Origin of the sequence: Pseudoalteromonas sp. SG41-5 (genome assembly GCF_014164495.1) — a bacterium.
Taxonomy (GTDB): domain Bacteria; phylum Pseudomonadota; class Gammaproteobacteria; order Enterobacterales; family Alteromonadaceae; genus Pseudoalteromonas; species Pseudoalteromonas rhizosphaerae.
Map to the genome: position 1 here is coordinate 1 of NZ_JACJFH010000093.1, position 20545 is coordinate 20545.

The window sequence follows — 20545 nt, forward strand, 5'->3', positions numbered from 1 at the left end:
CGGCGGTTTAGGCTTAATGGCGGGTGCAAGTCATCGTGTGGTAACTGAGAACTCACGTATAGCTATGCCTGAGCTAACAATTGGTTTATACCCAGATGTAGGCGGCAGTTATTTTCTACATAAAATGCCTGAACATGTCGGCTTATTTTTGGGGTTAACTGCAGCGTCTATTAATTGTGACGATGCAATGTATGTGGCATTAGCTGATCACTACCTCAAGGCGGATAAATACGACACTCTGATTGAGCAATTGTGCAGCATTAAGTGGGGTAAAACGGCTTCATTGAATCACGAGAAGCTGACCAGTTTACTTACCGAACTTGATAATGTTTCTGGGCGTATGCCAAAAGGCAATGTAAAGGCGCATTTAGCCACCATTCAAAAATTGGGTGAGCTTACTGATCTACGCGATAAAGTAAATTATATCTTAAATCTAGAAACTGACGATACGTGGCTTACCCGAGCGCAAAAAGCATTAAAGCATGGTTGCCCGCTCAGTTGCGCCTTAGTTGAGCGTCAACTTGCCAGTTCAAAAGGAAAAAGTTTAGGCGAATGCTTTCAAATGGAACTGGGTATGTCGGTTCGCTGTGGTGAAGTCGGCGAGTTTCAAGAAGGTATTCGTGCGTTACTGATTGATAAAGACGGCGCGCCTAATTGGCAGTTTAAAACGCTTGAACAGATCCCTGATGAATTAGTCGAGAGTTTTTTTGTTCAACGTTGGGATCACGACTCACATCCACTAAAACAACTTACACAAGGATAATGTTATGTCACTTTCTATTGGTTTTATTGGTTTAGGTAACATGGGTGGCCCAATGGCTGCCAACTTAGTTAAAGCGGGTCATCAGGTTAAGGTGTTTGATTTAAACCGATCGGTCGTAAATCTACTTGCTGAAAATGGCGCGATCGCCGCGGATGATGCTAAACATTGTGCAACGGATGTTGATGTATTGATCAGCATGCTACCGGCCAGTAAGCACGTTAAGTCACTTTATTTAGGTGATACCGGACTTGTACATATTTTAGCAAAGTCAACGTTAGTAATTGATTGTTCAACGATTGATGCAGCATCAGCACGCGACGTAGGCGCTGAGCTTAGTGAGCATGGTATCGACTTTGTTGACGCGCCGGTATCCGGTGGTGTTGCCGGTGCAACGGCAGGTACACTGACCTTTATCGTCGGTGGTGGCGATGAGCAATTTGCTAAGGCCCAACCGGTGCTTGCTGATATGGGTAAAAATATCTTTCATGCAGGTGATATTGGCGCAGGACAAGTCGCAAAAATTTGTAATAACATGCTATTGAGTATTTTAATGGCGGGAACCAGTGAAGCAATTCAAATGGGTATAAATAATGGCCTTGACGCAAAAGTGCTGAGCGACATTATGACCGCCAGCTCTGGTCGTAACTGGACCCTTGAGCTTTACAATCCTTGCCCAGGTGTGATGGCCACAGCCCCGGCTAGTAATGATTATAAACCAGGCTTTATGGTTGATTTAATGGCTAAAGACCTAGGTCTTGCGATGGAAGCCGCGCAGCAAAGTAATTCAGTAACCCCGATGGGGTCAATGGCTAAAAACCTTTATACCATGTTGCAACACCAAGGTGCGGGCAGCGAAGACTTTAGCGCCATATTTAAATTATTCTCGAAGGAGTAACAGGTGGAAATTAAAAATAATACCGTGGTGATCACCGGTGGCGCGCAAGGCTTAGGATTTGCAATGGCGCATAAACTTGCGTCGCTTGGTGCTAATATTGCGTTAATTGATATGCAACAAGCGTTGTTAGATGATGCAGTTGCTGAGCTTAGCCAACATGGTGTAACTGTAAAAGCCTATGTTGCCAATGTGACTGATGAAGATGCGGTGGTAAATACATTTAATTCCATCAATACAGATTTTGGTCATATTGGTGTATTGATAAATAATGCCGGTATTTTACGCGATGGTATGTTTATCAAAGCCAAAGAAGGCAAAGTGGTTGCTAAAATGGCCCTTGATCAATTTAAGTCAGTGATTGATGTAAACTTAACCGGCGTGTTTTTAGCGGGGCGTGAAGCTGCGTGCCATATGATTGAATCGGGTAAAGGTGGCGTGATAGTTAATATGTCGAGTGTTGCTCGTGCAGGTAACATTGGTCAAACTAACTACGCTGCGTCGAAAGCGGGTGTGGTAGCAATGACCACTGGTTGGGCAAAAGAACTTGGCCGTTTTGGTATTCGTGTAGGTGCCATTGCACCAGGCGTTATTCGTACTAATATGACTGATGCTATGAAACCAGAAGCCAAGCAGCGTATGCTAGCAGTAACACCCGTAGGGCGCTTTGGTGAAGCGGATGAAATTGCGCACACAGCGCAGTATATTATCGAAAACGACTTCTTCACCGGTCGCGTGGTTGAGATTGACGGCGGTATTCGTTTGTAAGTAAACCTTTTTTAAGTGTAATAAAACGGCAAGCCTCGGCTTGCCGTTTTTGTTTTATAGCTTAATTGATTAATAAAGTAGCACTTTAAGTGGTGCTGTATGTATGTACAGTACTTTTTTGTTTGTCAGTAATAGCTTAACTATTTGGGCTGTAATTCATTTAGCGCTTCCTATTTTAGTTGTCATAGTTGCGATGAACTTCTACTATTAATTATCTATTTGTTCTTATAATGATAAGCACCTTCAGGGATCAAACATACATGATTGAGATAAACGAACAGATACTGAAAGATATAAATAGAAATTTTATTATTCCTCCTAAACCTGAAATATTAACTGAGTTACAAAATTTAATAGCAACTGGCGATGCGCCTATTGCTGATGCCGCTAAGGTAGTGGTAAAAGATTTAGCAATTTCATCAGCAATACTAAAAATAATAAATTCTCCTGCTTATGGCTTATCTCGTACTGTGTCTGATATAAAACAAGCCGTGATGTTTCTTGGTTGGGACGGAGTCAATGTGCTTGCACAAGGCTTGAAATTAAAAGAAATGTTTGCAACCGATAACAGCTGTATTAGCTTAGAAAGATTTTGGGATACTTCAACAGAGATTGCTAATGTAAACATGATGATAGGTCAGCGTCTTAAAAAACAGATAGCCATAGAGCCCTTGTATACGCTTGGGCTTTTTCATGATTGTGGTGTGCCTCCTATGGCAATAAAATATGATAATTATTTAACCGCTTTGCACTGCGCTAATCAAACAGACAAAGAAACTATTATTGAGATTGAAGAGCGTTTATATAAAACAAACCATGCAGTTGTTGGCTATTATTTTGCTAATAGTTGGCATTTACCAAAAGAGATATGTCAGTTAATCCTCAACCACCACAATGCAGCTATTCTTGCTGAGGTGACAGATACAGATGAGCAAATCTGCTTTGCTATTTTGAAAATGTCTGAAAACTTAGTGACTATGGTCAGACGAGGCTTGCCTATACCACAATGGGGTATTATAGAATCAAAAGTCTTAGATGTACTGCATTTGAATGATGATGAGTATTGTGACTTACAAGAGGACGTTATTGATTTTTTAAACAATTTATCATAACTACATTAAGCATTATTTATGGTTAATTAAGGTTTTTTGCTTTCGCCTCAGTCATTGTTTAGTGCCAATGTTAGTCCAGTTTTTAGCACTATATTTCTACTTGCTTGGGCACCTTACTGAGCAGCCTAATAACCTTGAGCCGCTGTTCCCCTGGAACATTGAGTAAACTAGGTGTTGTTAGCCATATGCTTACCGTTGAAGCTCGAAAACAAAAGGAATTAACATTGCGCTAGGCAATGACTTAGATTCACAAGGTTTAGTGTCACTGAGAGATATTTGGATCAATATTCATTACGGGAGATGACCCGCCCATTGCACTTCATTTTAATAAAAAGTGCATGATGGGTGGTGTGGGGGCTGGAGGTTATAGACCTACGTCTACCCGATTAGGTTAAATTAATCACCGTGCCTCCAGACTGGAAAAGCATATTCTAAGCCTTGTTCTTCATGTAAATCTAATAGTGGATCTAGTGCATCAAGATCTAGTCCTGGCGGTACATCGACTGACATTAAAGAAAACTGGTTGAGAGTCTCAACTTTACAACCTAGTCGTTTAAGCATATCTATGAAAAAAGTGGTATCTATACCATCATTATTCATAACCCAGATAACAGAATGACCTGACTTTTTTACAACTTTAAATTCAAATATATGCTCATTTACTTCATCAGGAGTAGCAGAAAAAATATCGCCATAAGCCAAATCAGGAACAAAGAAAGGGGCATTAACTAACTTATAGTTACCATTAACTCGCTCGCACCAAGCACCTTCAGCACTTACTGGTGGCCAACCGTTTTCGATATCTAAAGCGAACATTACTTTTTTGGCAGACACTGAACTTCCTTTTTCACCTAACGAGCTTGTAGAATAACTCGTTTTTAATTTATTTTTATTGATGCATTAACCATAGCCGAGTTCCTATTTTGATTCAATCGACAACTGACTTTCACATAAAATATAAAAAAGGATTTGCTGTTGCTTTAATTGGCATTTTGCAAGGTATTACAGTTGGTTTACTGGCTATATTACGGCTTAAGTGGTTTTAATGCAGCCTGTTTGCAGCTTTTCTATATTATGAACTAAGCAATACAGTTGTATTGGGAGTTTACTTTCGTTTGAACCCGTAAGATCAGTTTTTTCATGCCTTTGTTGACCGTAAAATTTCGCTTTTTACCTCAGTAAAGCGACTCTATAAAACCACGTTGTTTGCCATTCCTTCAAGAAAAACCTGTCGTCGCGCCATTGGACTGTCTATTTTGACCTTTATTTTAATTTTAGCTAACGGTGGATTTAGATCACTGGATCCGCCGTAGGATAAGAATGTGCTACTGGCGGCAGTGGCGCTCTTTATAAAAAATAGCACGCACTAAAGTACGCAGTTTAATGAAACTGGGTGTCAGCGAACGGCTCGCCATAGCCTGTGGTATCACCAGAACCAAAAGTAGGCGCTTGGAAGCGAAGGACCTTGTAGAAGCCCAAAAACAAAAGGAATTAACATTGCGCTAGGCAATGACTTAGATTCACAAGGTTTAGTGTCATTGAGAGGTATTTGGATCAATATTCATTACGGGAGATGAACCGCCCATTGCACTTCCTGCTAATGAAAAACTCATGATGGGTGGTGTGGGGTCTGGAGGTTATATACCTCCGGCTACCCGATTATACGCAAGCTGCGCTTACTGAATTTCTTGCTGCCAATTAACCTTTTGGTAAACTGATTTTTGATTGAAGTTAGTATTACCAGTAGTCGGACCAACATAATAATACATACCACCTGAGAAACCTGCACCAACAACCGAAGTAAGCTGTGTGGGTAAAGCAGCCACTGCATCTTTAGCATTTAAAAATACATTATTTTCGGGGTAAGCGCTTTTAAGAGACGGATCAGATAAAGATTGTATAGACTGGTTGATGATACGGCTTGAAATTGCTTTGTGGGTTTGACCTTTTGCCCAGCCTAACGTTTTTCCAGTAAATATATTAAGTTCATCGCTGTGGCCAGCATAAAATACTTCGTCGCGAATAATTTCACCGTTTACTTCTAAACACCAATCAACAATAACAAAGCTTGCATAACTGGCATTTGTAATAACTTGCGAATAACGGTGAATTTTGGCGTGCACTTTAGCTTTTGTTAATACGTTTGAAGTATTTTGGTTTAGAGTATTTAAGATTGATTGCTGAATTGTATTTTTGTCAGCTGTATCAAAACTTCCCCAATTAAAAGCCCCATATGATTCGTTATCAGCTGTATTTTCATCTGTTATGATTGAAACTGAATTGACGTTAGCACTAAATACTGGAGCGTTTGTTAACAATGGAAACTCAGTTTTACTTGCTGTACCTGTAACTCCGCAACCAGCTAAGATTAGTGATAAAGATAAAAATAGTAGATGTTTCACACGTACTCCATATTTACGTATCGCCGCATCAAGCGGAACCTAACCAACTGTTTAAGTTCCAGTACGCCCGGCATGGGCATTGACTTATGAGGTGAAAGTCCTCTGTAGGAAGATCACCGTTTAAATAGCACACTGTTATTAAACGATAGACACTCGCGAATGGCAAGGGCTAAATCGCGAGAGATAGTCTGAAGGAAGCCGCTAGCATTCTTTATAAAAGTAAGTGCGAGCTGATGAACAAAAACATCATATGAGGCATAGGCGGAAGACGAGCTAATACAAAATAGCGAAGTCATGTGATCTAACGGCCGCTGTAGGGTAATAATGTGCTACTGGCGGCAATGGCGCTCTTTCCAAAGGAATAGCCCCAAAGTACGCAGTTTAATGAAATTGGGTGTTAGTGAGCGACTCGCCATAGCATGTGGTATCACCAGTACCAAAAGTAGGTGCTTGGAAGCGAAAGCCCTTGTCGAAGCTCAAAAAAAGGAATAAACATTGGGCTAGGCAATAACTACTTAGCGTCACAAGGCTTAGTGTCATTGACAGATATTTGGATACATATTCATTACGGGAGATGAACCGCCCATTGCACTTTCTGTTAATAAAAAGTGCATGATGGGTGGTGTGGGGCAAGAGGTTAAAGACCTCCGGCTACCCGATTAGCTTTAGTCACAGTCTGTGTAGAATTTATTTTGACCACAATGCCTACATTTAAATTTGTAAACTGCAAAATTATTGCCCGGAACATATGATTGAACAATACTAGGCCAAAGGTCTTTAGAAATATATTCTTCTTTTAAGAAGGCTTCTAGTTGCTCGCCTTCCAGTGATTCTAAGTCTGATTTTTGAGCATCACCATGAAATTCACATGCGTCGTTACAATGAGATAACCACCGCTCTTGCTGCCAAGAAATGAAACTTGGAGTTCTTTCACATACCTCTTTGACGATTTCTTTATCAATACCATTTGATAGTAGAGGATGTGAATCCGAAAACTCGCCATCAAACTTTTTTGCAGCAGAGCCATCTGATATACACCATGGGCAGATAATTTCTATCTCATCTATTGCGTAAATTGTTGATTCAGCTTTGTAGCCTTTTGAAAGACCGCAGCATTCGCATTCTTCATTAGTTTCAACAATTGCACCCGTTCCAACTGGGTCAGGGTGATACTTGAATTTGGGTAATTCCATGTACTCTCCAAAAAGAAGCTAAAAGCTTATTGAACACCATTTTGGTGGTTTATAATACACCAAAACGGCTATATTACATATGTTGATAATTTCACTAATAATTACTTTTGTAAACAAGTAATTAAAATAGCAAAATTCAAGGGTTGTTATTTTGCACCAAAACGGCGGTTAATAATGTCTGATAGCTGATAGCTGATAGCTGATAGCTGACGACTGACAGCTTTGTCTTCAACTGCTTTTAAACCCAATTCTAAAACCGCCCCAGTGTTTGCCATTTACATAAATGGGTACTGATAGGTCATGTAAAATCTCGCCGGTATCTCGTTTGTAGGTCTGTAGTAAAAAGCTCTCAGTGTGGCTGCCACAGCGGCTGCCTGTTGCATCGTTAAAAATACGTTTAGTACGGTTATTCACTAAATCTTGTTGGTAATTGCCAGTTAGTGGCTGGCTGTAGCGCTTATTATGGGTAGGGAAGTAACCTTTTTTGTCGACTGCTCCAGCAAACAGGATTTGTTTATTTTCAAGAATGGGTTCTTGAATTGGTGGTAAAACTTTATCGGTTAAGCTGTCGTAGTCGGTGCTGTACTTGGTTGGGCTACTATTGGGTATTTCTCTATAATCTTGAGAAAATAACTGTTTCTCGCTTAGTTGTGATGTTGCCAGTAGCTCAGTAAATTTAGTTGATATGGCTGAGCTTGCTTGTAGTGCCGCTTCTAAAATAGGTTTAAAGAATGCGTTATGTTCTACTTTATTAAGCTCTCGAAAAATAGTTTCAGATCCCAGTGATAAATTAGAGGCTTGATCAGAGATTGAAGTACTTTTAGTGGATACTTCAGCGAGTAGGTGGCTAATACTACCCACAGAGGTATTAATTTGTGTGGTTGCATTTTGAAACGCACTGACTGCTTGCTGCATGTTTTCAAGTGTTGATGATGACTCACTAATATCGTGGTTAATTGCTAAAAATGATTGGGTAACGTTTTCTAATTGTTGTTTTACAGAATCACTGCGTGTTGATACTTGCTTCATGTCGTCATTTGTTTGCATGCTATTGGCATTAATTTCCGTGAGCATATCTGCAATTTGTTTAGTGGCTTGATTGGTTTTATTGGCAAGGTTTCGTACTTCATCAGCAACCACAGCAAAGCCTCTGCCTTGCTCGCCAGCACGAGCCGCTTCAATAGCTGCGTTTAATGCGAGTAGGTTGGTTTGTTCGGCGATGGTTTGAATAACTTGGGTAATGCTTTGAATATCAGTAGCGCTTTTTAGCAGTAGATCGAGTTGCTTAGATACCTTATCAATGGAGCCAGATAACGAGTCTATTTGTTCTGTGGCCAATTGCAGGCGTTGATCAGCAGAACTAGATGCCTTTGTTGTTTGCATCATTGCTTGGCTAACGGTGGTTATATCATTAGTCAGCTCGCTACTATTGTGGAATAGTGCTTGGGTTGCTTGGCTAACGGCTTCACTTTCGCTATAACAGCCATCAATTTCTTTGGCTAAACTATCAATATAAAATGCAACTTCTGCTGCACCAATCGCATTTTTAGACGTTGCCTTAGTGATATTATCAGCAACCTTAGTAATAACTGCATGTTGATCAGGTTCAGGCTTAACTGGAGCTTTTTTAGCAAAAACTTTCTCCCGAAAAAATATCAGAGCGCTAAATGCAGATAACAGCAGCGCGCTAACTAGAGTCAGCTGTGCAAAAAAGTACAGTACCGCAATAACGAAATAGAATAATGTATAAAACAGTGAGTTTAAATTCATGCCATTGGCCTTTTTTTATTGTAATTTTTAGTTTTGAATATAAAACAAACTAAATCAATTATTAAAAGGTCTTATATGGGCACAAATTTACCATTAAAAAAGCCAACCCTAAGGTTGGCTTTTGCAGTAATCTATTGCAGTAATGAGCATCAACTCATTTTAGTAAGTTGCACTGCCTTTGGTACGTGGGAAGGCGATTACGTCACGTACGTTGCCCATACCCGTTACATAGGCAACTAAACGTTCAAAACCTAGGCCAAAACCTGAGTGTGGTACAGTGCCGTATTTACGTAGGTCGCGATACCAGCTGTAGTCTTCTTTGTTTAAGCCCATTTCTTCTAAACGTGCATCAAGTACATCAAGACGTTCTTCACGTTGTGAACCACCAATGATCTCGCCAATACCTGGTGCTACAACGTCCATTGCAGCAACGGTTTTGCCGTCTTCATTTTGGCGCATGTAGAATGCTTTAATATCACGTGGGTAGTTTTTAATAACTACCGGTGCTTTAAAGTGCTCTTCTGCTAAGTAACGCTCGTGCTCAGATTGTAAGTCAACACCCCATTCAACGGCGTATTCAAATTTCTTACCACAGCTTTTAAGAATTTCTACTGCATCAGTGTAATCAACTTGTGCAAAATCTTTTTCAACAAATTCTTCTAGGCGCGTGATAGCAGTTTTCTCAACACGTTGAGCAAAAAACTCCATATCATCACGACGTTCTTCAAGCACCGCCTTGAACACATACTTAAGCATGTTTTCAGCAAGTTTGGCGATATCTTCTAAATCAGCAAACGCAACTTCTGGCTCGACCATCCAAAACTCTGCCAAGTGGCGAGAAGTATTTGAATTCTCTGCACGGAAAGTCGGGCCAAAAGTATAAATTTTTGACATCGCTGAGGCGTAAGTCTCACCATTTAACTGACCTGATACCGTAAGGAATGCTTCTTTACCGAAGAAGTCTTCGCTGTAATCAACATCGCCTTTATCTGTACGTGGCAAGTTTTGCATATCAAGCGTTGATACGCGGAACATTTCGCCTGCACCTTCACAGTCACTTGCGGTGATGATAGGGGTGCTGATCCAGTAATAACCCTGCTCATGGTAGAAACGGTGAATAGCTTGCGCTAAACAGTTACGTACACGTGTTACCGCACCAATCATATTGGTACGTGGGCGAAGGTGAGCGTGCTCACGTAAATACTCAATGCTGTGGCGTTTTGCCGACATTGGGTATGAGTCTGGGTTTTCTACCCAACCAAGTACCTGTACGCTATTTGCTTGAATTTCGAAAGATTGACCTTGGCCTGCTGATTGTACTAAAACACCAGTAACTGACACAGAGCAACCGGCTGTTAGGCTAGTAACTTCATCATAATTATTTAGTGAATTAGGTACTACCGCTTGAATAGGATCAAAACACGAACCGTCATGAACGGCTAAAAATGAAATTCCTGCTTTTGAATCGCGGCGTGTACGGATCCAGCCTTTAATTGTTACTTGGCTGTCTACCGCAACCTTGCCTTTTAATAGCTCTGAAATCGCTAAGTGGCTCATCTTCACTCCAATGATATAAGTTGCCTACATTAATATGTGCGCTATTGCACTTGAACGGTGTATCTTACCTTTGAATGTAAAATAAAAAAACATTCAAAAGTAACTCTTTGCTTATTCTTTTGCATTTTTGTGGTTTTTTGTCGTTTAAAACCTAGAACTTTAATTTTTTGTGATAAGAAACAACTTAGATCAAAATTTAAAGGCGATTTTCACTGCGATAAAAACGGGTTTTGTGGCATTATATGCAATTACGATATTTAAACTAACTTGCTAAACATATAGGTATTATGAAACAAGTCTTTATTTTACGTGGTTTACCAGGGTGTGGTAAGTCTTATTATGCGCAAAACCTAGCCGATGAAATGGTAGCGGGCGATCAAAGCCAATACTTAATTTGTTCGACCGATGATTATTTTTATAATGAGCAAGGGGAGTATCAGTTTGATAAGTTCAAACTGTCGCAATACCACAATTTAAATTTAGCTCGTTTTATAAATGCGTTAGCGCAAGAAATCCCACTTATTATTGTTGATAATACTAACATCAAGAAATGGGAATTTATTGCTTATAGCCAAGCCGCTGTTGCACTAGGCTACCAAGTTAAAGAAGTGATTGTGGGTGAAGTAAAAGACAAATCAATGCAACACCTGTACGCCAAACGTAATAGCCATAACATTCCACTGAAAATGATCAGCAAAATGGCTTATATGTTTGAGTGGTAATAATTACCCAAATTACGATTAGGTTGGGTAATTATTTGGGGTCTTGATGATATGCTAATAATGTTTTCCGGCAATTGCGGCGTAAATGGCGTTAGCTAATGTGGTGATATCGCCTGAACAACTAATATACGGTGGCATTAAATAGATAAGCTTACCAAAAGGGCGGATCCATACATTTTTACTAACAAAGAAAGCTTGTATCTTTGCTACATCGATAACAGTATCGAGTTCAACCACACCAATTGCTCCTAACGTTCTTACATCAACAACATGCTCAAGATCATTACAACGGTGTAATGCTTGCAGCGCATCGTTTAGGTGGGCTATTTGTGCTTGCCAGTCTTGCTCAAGTAATAAATCAATACTCGCACAAGCCACTGCGCAGGCCAATGGATTGCCCATAAATGTTGGGCCATGCATTAATACCCCAGCTTCACCTTCGCTGATACCAATGGCAATTTTATCTGTGGTTAATGTTGCAGATAACGTCATCATGCCACCTGTGAGTGCTTTACCTATGCATAAAATATCTGGCTCAATATCAGCATGTTCTACGGCAAATAGCTTACCTGTGCGGCCAAACCCTGTGGCTATTTCATCACAAATTAATAATACGTCGTAACGATCGCATAGTTCACGCACGGTTCTTAAATACTCAGGATGATAGAAGTTCATTCCCCCTGCATTTTGTACAATTGGCTCGATGATAAAAGCTGCAACATGCTGATGATGTTCTTCGAAATACTGTGCAAGGTGGTGTGCTTCTAGTTTATCGAACTGTTGTCCAAACTGAGTCTTTGGTGCAGGCACAAATACATGCTCAGGTAAAAAGCCTTGGTATAAAGAGTGCATTGAATTAATAGGATCACATACGCTCATTGCTGCAAAGGTATCACCATGGTAACCCTTTAGCGGCGTCATCAGTTTTTGTTTGCTGGTTACTCCTTGACTAAGCCAATATTGCAAAGCCATTTTTATCGCCACTTCAACACTTACCGAGCCGCTGTCGGCTAAAAATACTTTTTGCAACTTACTCGGGGTTATTGCAACCAGCTTTTTACAAAGCTCTACTGCTGGCTGGTGGGTTATGCCACCAAACATTACATGGCTCATTTTATCTACTTGCTCAATCACTGCATTTTTCAATACTGGATGACCATAACCATGAATAGCACTCCACCAAGAGGCCATACCGTCAATAAGTTGTTCGCCCGTTTCTAAGTGAATAAGGTTGTGATTTGCATGAGTAACGGGGTAAACCGGAATAGGTTGAGTCATTGATGTGTAGGGGTGCCAAATGTGCTGACGATCAAAATCAAGGTCTATCGTTTGTTTTGTGTTCATATGTAAACTTTAACTAAGTGGGCTTCGTTGACAATGTTACGTCAAGTCGTAGACTAAGCCAATATCACCGTTATGAAAAATAAAAAGAGAGAGTTATGGAGCTTGCAACTGTTCGCCACGATTGGACCCATAGTGAGGTGAAAGCCTTATTTGAAATGCCATTTAACGATTTATTATTTAAAGCCGCCTCTGTGCATCGCGCTAATTTTAATCCAAACGAAGTACAAATTTCTACGTTGTTATCAATCAAAACCGGTGCCTGCCCAGAAGACTGTAAATATTGCCCGCAATCGGGTCATTACAAAACTGATTTAGAACGCGAGCGCTTAATAGAAGTAGAAAAAGTGGTAGAGCAAGCGCGGTTAGCAAAACAAAAAGGCGCCACTCGTTTTTGTATGGGGGCTGCATGGTCAGATCCAAAAGACAGAGACATGCCATACATTTCGCAAATGGTAAAAGAAGTAAAAGCCCTTGGCCTTGAAACCTGTATGACTTTAGGCATGTTAAATAACGAAAAAGCCCATGAACTGCGTGATGCTGGCCTTGATTACTATAACCACAACCTAGACACCTCACCTGAATACTATGAGCAAATTATATCAACTCGGACATTCCAAGATCGTTTAGACACCATTGGTAATGTGCGAGACGCTGGTATGAAAGTCTGCTCCGGCGGTATTGTCGGTATGGGTGAGCAAGCAAGCGACCGCTATGGCTTATTAATGCAGTTAGCTAATTTACCCCAGCAGCCCGAAAGCGTGCCAATTAATATGTTAGTAAAGGTAAAAGGGACACCGCTTGAAAATGTTGATGACTTAGATCAGTTTGAGTTTATTCGTACCATTGCCACAGCACGTATTATGATGCCGCATAGCTACGTACGTTTATCGGCAGGGCGCACTGCAATGAACGAGCAAATGCAGTCAATGTGCTTTTTTGCCGGTGCAAACTCTATATTTTATGGCGATAAACTATTAACAACAGAAAATCCAGAAGCCGATGCCGACATGCAATTAATTAAAAAGCTCGGGATGAACCCAGAAACACGCCACGATTATTCAGATGAAGCCGTTGCTGCGTCTTTGTCATCGCAAGTGGCTGATAAAGCAACCTCTGAGATGTTTTACGAAGCGTAAAGTGCTCAGTACTATGCTAATGGTTTAAAGTATTGCGTTGAAGGTTAAAGCATTTATGTCATTTGAATTTATAAACACCCATTTAGATGAACGCAAAGCACAACAGCTCTTGCGTAAACGCTATGTAGTGCAAAGCGCAACAGCGCGCACTATTACGGTTAATGATAAAACCTACCTTAACTTTGCGAGTAACGATTACTTAGGGTTTGGCGATTCGCCGGTGGAGTTAACCAGCGCGCCATTATTAGGTAGCCACAGCTCAGCACTAGTGACGGGTTATCAACAACCACAGCAAGCGCTTGAGCATGCTTTATGTAGTGCTTTGGGTTATGAGGCAGGCATGTTGTTTAATTCGGGCTTTAGTGCAAATAGTAGTGTTATTAAAGCCTTGTTTCAAGATAAAGCGACAGCGCAACACAGTGCTATTTTTCAAGATAAACTCAATCACGCTAGTTTAATTGATGGCGCATTACACGCCAACGCAGCTTTAATACGCTTTAACCATAACGATATAAACCATTTACGCTCACGGCTAGAAAAATCAAAAGCGCGCAATAAGCTCATCGTATCTGAAGGTGTGTTCTCCATGGATGGTGATACCGCGCCAATTAAAGCGCTATTTACCTTAGCAAAGCAGCATAACGCCTGGTTAATGATAGACGACGCCCATGGTTTTGGTGTTTTAGGAAAATCGGGGCTTGGCAGTTGTGAAGCCTTAATTGCAGCCGACACCTTGCCCGATATTTTAGTGATCACCTTTGGTAAAGCGGTTGCTAGTAGCGGGGCGTGCGTATTAGGTTCGCGGCATTTTATAGATTACATGCTGCAGTTTAATCGTGATTATACCTACTCAACCGCTATGTCACCGTTTATTGCCGCTCATACTTTGGCACGTATTAAAAGCATAAGAGACGCCAACGACAGGCGAGCCAAATTAAACGCTAATATTGCGCTGTTTAAACGCCTAGCAAAAGAGCAGCACATTGCGTTAATGGAATCAAACACCGCGATTCAGCCAATTGTTTTGGGCTGCGCCGAGCAAACGTTAAAAGCCAGTGAGCAACTAAAGCAGCAGGGCATTTGGCTAACGGCTATTCGCCCGCCAACTGTTTTACACAATACCTCGCGTTTGCGTATTACCTTAAGTGCAGCCCACACCCATGACGATATAAAACAACTCGTTGGTAGCTTACAAAAGGTCATTTCATGATAAGCCCGCAGGCAATTAAAACTAAGCCACTTAGCCCTACAACTGTGTGTATAGCTGCTCAGGTTTTAAAAAAAACCACAGCGCATAACTTTTCAAAAGCAGCAAACAGTTACAGCCAGCATGCCAATGTGCAAAAACAAGCCGCGAATGATTTATTTAAACTCATTACTGCAAACCCTAAAAGGCTCTGTGTTGACCTAGGCGCAGGGCCGCTTGTTAATACTCAGGCTTTAAGGGCATTATTTGGCCAAGTTGTTGCCATAGATTTAAGTTTTAACATGCTAAAAAGCAGTGCCTTAAACACCCCTAAACTGTGCGCCGATATGGATAACTTACCGCTGCAAGCTAATAGTATTGATGTGCTATTTAGTAATTTTGCGCTGCAGTGGTCTGCTAATTTTGAAACCTTAATGCACTCGCTTTACCAAGCATTAAAACCAGGCGGGCAAGCTTACATTAGTACGGTTGTTGCAGGGTCATTAAACGAGATAAAAACCGCCTTTGCAGCGCTTGATTCACATAATCATATTAATCAGTTTGCAAGCCATAATAATATAAACCAATCGGTCGAAAAGGCAGGGTTTAAGATCAATACCTCAAAAAAAGTCATTTATACCGATCAACACAGCAGTGCATTAGCGGCTATAAAATCGATTAAAGCCATTGGTGCCACCACACAAAATCATGCAACAAGTCGTCGTGGTTTATTAACCAAATCGGCGCTGCAAAAAGTCTGTGATGCTTATCCGCTTGCAAACAATAAAGCCCATGTATCTTACCATGTAGTATTGTTATCATTAGAAAAAGCCCAGTAAAAATAATAAGGCCATGCCATGAACCAGTTTTTTATTACCGGTACCGATACCGATGCCGGTAAAACTCATGTAACCAGTTTGCTGTTAAAGTTACTCGCGCAACATAAAAAGCGCGCAATAGGTTTTAAGCCGATTGCCTCTGGGTGTGAAATGGCGTTTGAGCAGCTCGTAAACGCAGATGCGCTAATGCTAATGGAAAGTGCCACAGTCAGTGCTAAATACGACATAATTAACCCATTTGCATTTGCGCCGCCAATAGCTCCGCACATTGCTGCAGAGCAAGCGGGACTAAACATAACAGTAGAAAAGCTAAGCACGGCTTATCAACATGTTAAGCAACAAGGCGCAGATTATCTGTTAACAGAAGGTGCAGGCGGCTGGGCATTACCAATTAATAATAACGAGTATTTATACGACTGGGTAAAAGCAGAGCAACTGCCAGTAATATTAGTGGTAGGGATGAAACTAGGCTGTATAAATCATGCATTACTCACGGCAGCACATATGCAAAGTATGGGTGTTAATTGCATTGGCTGGATTGCTAACCAAGTTGATGCCACTATGGATGAATACCAAGCAAACCTAGATTCACTGAAAACACGTTTACCATTTCCACTGCTTGCCATTAGCCCATACACAGAGCAAACCCCTAAATTACAAATTTATAAAACCCTGCTTGAAAAATTATCAATAAATCCATAAATAACCCTTGTGTTGTGACATAGTTTGTCACAGAATAGCGCTGACGTTATGACATAGTGTGTCATAACGCAGTGATTGCTCAAAGCCGATCAAACATAGTAAATCGCTCAGCAATAAATGTTATTTTTGGAGAACTCGTATGAAACGTGTATTTTTGTTTTTATTAACTAACCTCGCGGTTATGTTGGTATTAGGTGTGGTGCTTTCAATCATAATGAGTGCGCTGGGCTTAAGCCATCGTAGCCTTGGCGGAATTTTACTAATTGCGACTGTATTTGGTTTTGGTGGATCGTTTATTTCGTTATTTATGTCGAAATGGATCGCAAAAAAATCAACCGGTGCGCAAGTGATCACCCAACCTCGTACCGAAACCGAACAATGGCTGGTAAACACTGTGGCTGCTCAAGCTAAAAAAGCCGGCATTAACATGCCAGAAGTGGCGATTTACGACAGCCCAGAAATGAACGCGTTTGCAACGGGCCCGAGTAAAAATAATTCGCTGGTGGCGGTAAGTACGGGTTTATTACATAACATGAGCCAAGATCAAGCAGAAGCCGTACTGGCGCACGAAGTATCGCATGTGGCTAATGGCGACATGGTAACGCTAACGCTTATTCAAGGTGTGGTTAATACCTTTGTTATTTTTGCCGCGAAAGTACTGGCTGGCATTGTTGACAACTTTATCAATAGCGATGAAGAAGAGGGCGGCAGCAGCTGGACTTACTTCTTATTCGATATGTTATTCCAAGTATTATTTGGCGTATTGGCAAGCATTGTGGTTGCCCATTACAGCCGTAAACGTGAGTTTGCAGCCGATAACGGCGCAGCTCAGTTGGTTGGCGCAGACAAAATGCGTTCAGCCCTTGAGCGATTAAAGCAAAACCACCCATCGCAATTAGAAGGCTCAATGATGGCCTTTGGTATTGCCAGTGGTAAAGGCATGGCTGAGTTGTTTTCATCTCACCCACCGCTTGACGCACGTATAGACGCACTACGTCGTTAAAAAAATTCAAGTTTTTCACAGTACTTGTAAACAAAAAGCCTGCATTTGCAGGCTTTTTTATTTTTAATGGTTTTTATTGCGATTGAATAATGTCAGTAATGCCCTCTGGCGAGAGTATTTCAATCCAGTAACCGTCAGGGTCTTTAATAAAGGCAAGGCCTTTCATTGAGCCGCCATCTGGCTGTTTTACAAACTCCACATCGTACTTAGCAAAGCGCTCGCACGCTGCATATACATCGGGCACGCTAATACCAATATGGCCAAAGCCTTTTGGTTCTTCATTACCACTGTGATAACCGGTAAAACTGTCGTCGTTTTCAGTGCCCCAGTTATGGGTAAGCTCAATGAGTGCAGGTCGGCGAAACACCCACTGTGTTTTTTGTTTATCATCGCCTTTTGGCATGTCTTGTTCGTAGCCTAAAAAGTACAAGGTAAACTCCATACCAGGAAAGTCGTACTTACCTAACAACTTCATGCCCAACACGTTTTCATAAAATGCCAGCGACGGTTTTGGATCTTTAATACGCAACATAGTTTGCTGCATCACATAGCCCTCAGTGGCCTGTGCAATTTGCTCTGGAGATTCATTATAGCTAGACATGAGATAATCCTTAATAAAATGACTGAAAAAACCTTAATGGATTTAAAAAGGCAGGGTGTGCGCTCATCATAATCAACAGCAGCAAAAATTAAAACCACCGAGCTAAATTACCAGCCAGTGAGCTGAATGTTTTATAAGCAAAAAAATGGCATATTTAGCGATACTGTTTATTTGTACAGTGATTGGTGTTTTGTCCAATAACATTATTAAAAGTCGTTTTGGTTTATTTTAACAACAGTCATTTTATATTCTACGTAATTAATTGTTTACATTGAAGTTGTTTAGTGGAATTATTAAGTAATGTAATACACGCCGTTTTGGGGTGTTATAAACCCCCAAAGTGGTGTTCAATAAGCTGTTATGCCTTTTTCAAATAGAGAGTGCTTTTAATGATTCAAAAAAGAAAAATCAGTCTTCCGAAAGGAGATGGAAGCACTGAAGAGATAGAAACAGTTCAGAATTTGCTGCTTATAGGCGCCAATGGATGTGGTAAGACAAGGTTGGGCACATGGATTGAAATAGACTCGCCATACAAAAATTTGGTTCATCGGATATCCGCGCAAAAATCGTTAGCAATGCCTGATTCGACAACTCCAGTGTCAATAGAAATTGCTAAAAATGAACTTTTGTTTGGCAATAAAGATTGGAGCCACCAACAAAAGATGCATAAATGGAGTAGAAGACCCGCAACCACAATGCTTAGCGATTTTGACAAGCTTCTTGTCTATCTTTTTTCTGATGAAACAGAGGCAAATGCAAAATTCAAAAGGGAGTGCAAAGCGAATGTTGGCCGTGTTGAGCCTCCAGTAACGAAAATTGATCGCGTAAAAGAATTATGGGAAGAAATCTTGCCGCATCGTGAGTTGATAATTGGCGGGCTGAGAATTCAAACATGCGTGAAAGGTCAGGAAGATAAAGCATATAACTCGTCGGAAATGTCAGATGGTGAGAGAGTTATATTTTACTTAGTAGGTCAATGTTTGGCCGCGCCAAAAGATGGAATCATTGTAATAGATGAGCCTGAATTGCACTTGCATAAATCAGTGCAAGCTCCACTCTGGGAGGCCGTTGAAAAATTACGTGAAGACTGTCTTTTTGTTTATCTAACTCATGACGTAGATTTTGCAGCAGCTAAAGATTCTTCAGAAAAAGTATGGTTGAAATCTTTTGATGGAAATAATTGGGACTGGGAGATAATAAACGAAGATGAAAGCCTGCCAGATGATCTTCTCATTGAGATCTTGGGAAGCAGGAAACCCGTAGTTTTCGTTGAAGGAGAAAATGGAAGCTATGATGTAAGCCTTTATAGAGAACTTCTTCCTAATTTTCTTGTGATTCCACGTGGTAGCTGCAGTCAAGTCATTCAGTCTGTGAAGACCCTAAAAGCAAATCCCCAGATACATCATTTGGAAGTGCATGGGGTCATTGATCGAGACAGGAGAGTTCAGGCTGAGATTGCAAAGCTAGAGCAAGACTCGATCTACGTGCTAGAGGTTGCAGAAGTAGAAAATCTATTTTGCACTAAAGAAATTCTCGAAATTGTAAGTGAAAGGCTAGGGCGAGATCCCGCATCAGACTTTCAAACAGTTTCAACTACAATTTTCAGCAGGCTGCAAGGCGAGCTTGATGGCCAAGTTTCGTTGCGAGTTTCAAGTGAAGTGAAATTTCAACTAAATATGTTTGATGCCACCCAAAAAGGCGCGGCGGCTATAGAGGCAGCCGTGCAAAACCTAATTTCAAGCATTGATGTCAATCAAATATATTCAGATACCTATGCACTGTATAGCAATGCTATCCAAAGTAACGATTATGCGCAGTTGTTAGCCTTATATAATAGAAAGTCACTTTCATCCCAGGTCAGTAATTCTCTTGGCCTTGCTAATGGCTCCTTACCCGAGACCGTCGTTAGGCTTGTAAAACGTGATTGCAAAGAATCTATACGCGACGCGCTCAAACCATATTTTGGAAATTTTCAGCAGTACATGGCATAACAAGGCGCTGCTGTCGGACAAATTTTCCGCTGCGCTCCAAATTTGCCGCAGAGCGCGGCGTTAGCTTTCTTTCACTTTCAACTATCACATATATAAAAAGGATTATTTATGACAATTTTCGAAGCCGGTGTTCAATATAAAGATCTTGATGGCTCTGTCCATGCAGATCGAGATGACAATCAAAATGCAACTGACTATCTACGAAAGCACCACAACATCGCTGATGATAGCTTTGTACTTGGTATTCAAGTTTATTCGTCAGTACATAATGTTAGGGAAAACACTCTTACAGTTAGGTTCCTACATTCAAATGTTGGTGGTTATGACAATATCCAAGAAAAAATGAAAGCTGAAGGTGATACTCTGGCACTAAACGAAATCGAAATAGATATGCCTTATAATGAGTTTTTTGGTTTATTTAAACGCTTTAGTTTAACTTTGTCATCAAAGGGCTTGCTTGAAGCTTTTGGTATTGATGCATCCGTTCAAGGGTTGTTAGCAACTCTTGATTTGCTTCTCTGAGCGCGATTGTACGTTGGTTTACTTTTTCTTCTAAGCTTTGGT

The 20545-nt window shown here is 40.8% G+C and carries 19 protein-coding genes and 1 pseudogene; 13 read left to right on the forward strand and 7 right to left on the reverse strand.

From position 1 onward, the window contains the following. The 4 genes from H5232_RS18750 to H5232_RS18765 form a co-directional block, all read left to right on the forward strand. Positions 1-763: enoyl-CoA hydratase/isomerase family protein (locus tag H5232_RS18750; protein ID WP_182831317.1), on the forward strand; the 763-nt coding region annotated here is incomplete at its 5' end. Between the two features lie 4 nt (positions 764-767). After that, a complete protein-coding gene (gene mmsB / locus H5232_RS18755; RefSeq protein ID WP_145233289.1) occupies positions 768-1658 on the forward strand; it encodes a 3-hydroxyisobutyrate dehydrogenase in 891 nt (296 codons plus the stop codon). A gap of 3 nt (positions 1659-1661) precedes the next feature. Beyond that, positions 1662-2423 (forward strand): SDR family oxidoreductase, encoded by a 762-nt coding sequence (locus H5232_RS18760; RefSeq protein WP_182718994.1) that lies wholly within the window; start codon positions 1662-1664, stop codon positions 2421-2423. A 260-nt stretch (positions 2424-2683) separates the two neighbouring features. Next, complete coding sequence (locus tag H5232_RS18765) at positions 2684-3535, forward strand: HDOD domain-containing protein (RefSeq protein ID WP_182718993.1); 852 nt, start codon at positions 2684-2686, stop codon at positions 3533-3535. A 396-nt stretch (positions 3536-3931) separates the two neighbouring features. Here the strand turns inward: H5232_RS18765 and H5232_RS18770 are convergent, their stop codons facing one another. Continuing rightward, positions 3932-4369, reverse strand: coding sequence for a DUF4265 domain-containing protein (locus H5232_RS18770; RefSeq protein WP_182718992.1), 438 nt, complete (start codon positions 4367-4369; stop codon positions 3932-3934). 450 nt (positions 4370-4819) lie between these two features. Between H5232_RS18770 and H5232_RS24355 the strand changes: the two are divergent. Further along, positions 4820-5112: pseudogene (locus tag H5232_RS24355) on the forward strand (hypothetical protein); the annotation flags it as partial. Positions 5113-5211: 99 nt separating this feature from the next. Here the strand turns inward: H5232_RS24355 and H5232_RS18775 are convergent. The 4 genes from H5232_RS18775 to asnS form a co-directional block, all read right to left on the reverse strand. Continuing rightward, on the reverse strand, positions 5212-5937 hold the full coding sequence (locus H5232_RS18775) for a hypothetical protein (RefSeq protein ID WP_182740119.1): 726 nt from the start codon (positions 5935-5937) through the stop codon (positions 5212-5214). Positions 5938-6602: 665 nt separating this feature from the next. After that, complete coding sequence (locus tag H5232_RS18780) at positions 6603-7130, reverse strand: CbrC family protein (RefSeq protein ID WP_182762786.1); 528 nt, start codon at positions 7128-7130, stop codon at positions 6603-6605. A gap of 228 nt (positions 7131-7358) precedes the next feature. After that, positions 7359-8900, reverse strand: coding sequence for a methyl-accepting chemotaxis protein (locus tag H5232_RS18785; protein WP_182831318.1), 1542 nt, complete (start codon positions 8898-8900; stop codon positions 7359-7361). 159 nt (positions 8901-9059) lie between these two features. Continuing rightward, entirely contained in the window at positions 9060-10457 is a 1398-nt protein-coding gene (asnS, locus tag H5232_RS18790; RefSeq protein WP_064666209.1) for an asparagine--tRNA ligase, read from the reverse strand. 287 nt (positions 10458-10744) lie between these two features. Here asnS and H5232_RS18795 point away from each other — a divergent pair, with 287 nt between their 5' ends. Continuing rightward, the gene (locus H5232_RS18795; protein ID WP_145233300.1) at positions 10745-11179 is read left to right on the forward strand and encodes an AAA family ATPase; all 435 of its coding nucleotides are present in this window, start codon (positions 10745-10747) and stop codon (positions 11177-11179) included. A gap of 54 nt (positions 11180-11233) precedes the next feature. On the opposite strand, the gene bioA is transcribed toward H5232_RS18795, so the two are convergent. Then, entirely contained in the window at positions 11234-12523 is a 1290-nt protein-coding gene (gene bioA, locus H5232_RS18800) for an adenosylmethionine--8-amino-7-oxononanoate transaminase (RefSeq protein ID WP_182831319.1), read from the reverse strand. 95 nt (positions 12524-12618) lie between these two features. Between bioA and bioB the strand changes: the two genes are divergently transcribed. The 5 genes from bioB to htpX all read left to right on the forward strand — a co-directional run bounded on the left by bioB (position 12619) and on the right by htpX (position 17389). After that, the gene (gene bioB, locus H5232_RS18805; protein WP_182831320.1) at positions 12619-13659 is read left to right on the forward strand and encodes a biotin synthase BioB; all 1041 of its coding nucleotides are present in this window, start codon (positions 12619-12621) and stop codon (positions 13657-13659) included. Positions 13660-13714: 55 nt separating this feature from the next. After that, positions 13715-14869 (forward strand): 8-amino-7-oxononanoate synthase, encoded by a 1155-nt coding sequence (locus H5232_RS18810; RefSeq protein ID WP_182759178.1) that lies wholly within the window; start codon positions 13715-13717, stop codon positions 14867-14869. Then, a complete protein-coding gene (locus H5232_RS18815) occupies positions 14866-15684 on the forward strand; it encodes a methyltransferase domain-containing protein (RefSeq protein ID WP_182831321.1) in 819 nt (272 codons plus the stop codon). The genes H5232_RS18810 and H5232_RS18815 overlap by 4 nt, the downstream gene beginning before the upstream one ends. Before the next feature lie 18 nt (positions 15685-15702). Next, positions 15703-16386 (forward strand): dethiobiotin synthase, encoded by a 684-nt coding sequence (bioD, locus tag H5232_RS18820; protein ID WP_090492554.1) that lies wholly within the window; start codon positions 15703-15705, stop codon positions 16384-16386. Between the two features lie 139 nt (positions 16387-16525). Continuing rightward, positions 16526-17389: a protease HtpX gene (gene htpX, locus H5232_RS18825; RefSeq protein ID WP_064666216.1), complete on the forward strand. Its 864-nt coding sequence runs from the start codon at positions 16526-16528 to the stop codon at positions 17387-17389. Positions 17390-17462: 73 nt separating this feature from the next. Here the strand turns inward: htpX and gloA are convergent, their stop codons facing one another. Then, the gene (gene gloA / locus H5232_RS18830) at positions 17463-17990 is read right to left on the reverse strand and encodes a lactoylglutathione lyase (RefSeq protein ID WP_149982442.1); all 528 of its coding nucleotides are present in this window, start codon (positions 17988-17990) and stop codon (positions 17463-17465) included. A 389-nt stretch (positions 17991-18379) separates the two neighbouring features. Here gloA and H5232_RS18835 point away from each other — a divergent pair, with 389 nt between their 5' ends. Continuing rightward, positions 18380-19981, forward strand: coding sequence for a DUF4435 domain-containing protein (locus H5232_RS18835; RefSeq protein WP_182831322.1), 1602 nt, complete (start codon positions 18380-18382; stop codon positions 19979-19981). Positions 19982-20089: 108 nt separating this feature from the next. Continuing rightward, complete coding sequence (locus H5232_RS18840) at positions 20090-20503, forward strand: hypothetical protein (RefSeq protein ID WP_182831323.1); 414 nt, start codon at positions 20090-20092, stop codon at positions 20501-20503. Positions 20504-20545: the final 42 nt, after the last annotated feature.

Excerpts from the sequence above, each read along its gene's own strand:
- H5232_RS18795 (WP_145233300.1), top strand. The coding sequence starts at position 10,745 with ATGAAACAAGTCTTTATTTTACGTGGTTTACCAGGGTGTGGTAAGTCT.
- H5232_RS18765 (WP_182718993.1), top strand. The coding sequence starts at position 2,684 with ATGATTGAGATAAACGAACAGATACTGAAAGATATAAATAGAAATTTT.
- asnS (WP_064666209.1), bottom strand. The coding sequence starts at position 10,457 with ATGAGCCACTTAGCGATTTCAGAGCTATTAAAAGGCAAGGTTGCGGTA.
- bioD (WP_090492554.1), top strand. The coding sequence starts at position 15,703 with ATGAACCAGTTTTTTATTACCGGTACCGATACCGATGCCGGTAAAACT.
- gloA (WP_149982442.1), bottom strand. The coding sequence starts at position 17,990 with ATGTCTAGCTATAATGAATCTCCAGAGCAAATTGCACAGGCCACTGAG.
- H5232_RS18840 (WP_182831323.1), top strand. The coding sequence starts at position 20,090 with ATGACAATTTTCGAAGCCGGTGTTCAATATAAAGATCTTGATGGCTCT.
- H5232_RS18835 (WP_182831322.1), top strand. The coding sequence starts at position 18,380 with ATGATTCAAAAAAGAAAAATCAGTCTTCCGAAAGGAGATGGAAGCACT.
- H5232_RS18810 (WP_182759178.1), top strand. The coding sequence starts at position 13,715 with ATGTCATTTGAATTTATAAACACCCATTTAGATGAACGCAAAGCACAA.
- htpX (WP_064666216.1), top strand. The coding sequence starts at position 16,526 with ATGAAACGTGTATTTTTGTTTTTATTAACTAACCTCGCGGTTATGTTG.
- H5232_RS18780 (WP_182762786.1), bottom strand. The coding sequence starts at position 7,130 with ATGGAATTACCCAAATTCAAGTATCACCCTGACCCAGTTGGAACGGGT.
- H5232_RS18815 (WP_182831321.1), top strand. The coding sequence starts at position 14,866 with ATGATAAGCCCGCAGGCAATTAAAACTAAGCCACTTAGCCCTACAACT.
- bioA (WP_182831319.1), bottom strand. The coding sequence starts at position 12,523 with ATGAACACAAAACAAACGATAGACCTTGATTTTGATCGTCAGCACATT.
- bioB (WP_182831320.1), top strand. The coding sequence starts at position 12,619 with ATGGAGCTTGCAACTGTTCGCCACGATTGGACCCATAGTGAGGTGAAA.
- mmsB (WP_145233289.1), top strand. The coding sequence starts at position 768 with ATGTCACTTTCTATTGGTTTTATTGGTTTAGGTAACATGGGTGGCCCA.
- H5232_RS18785 (WP_182831318.1), bottom strand. The coding sequence starts at position 8,900 with ATGAATTTAAACTCACTGTTTTATACATTATTCTATTTCGTTATTGCG.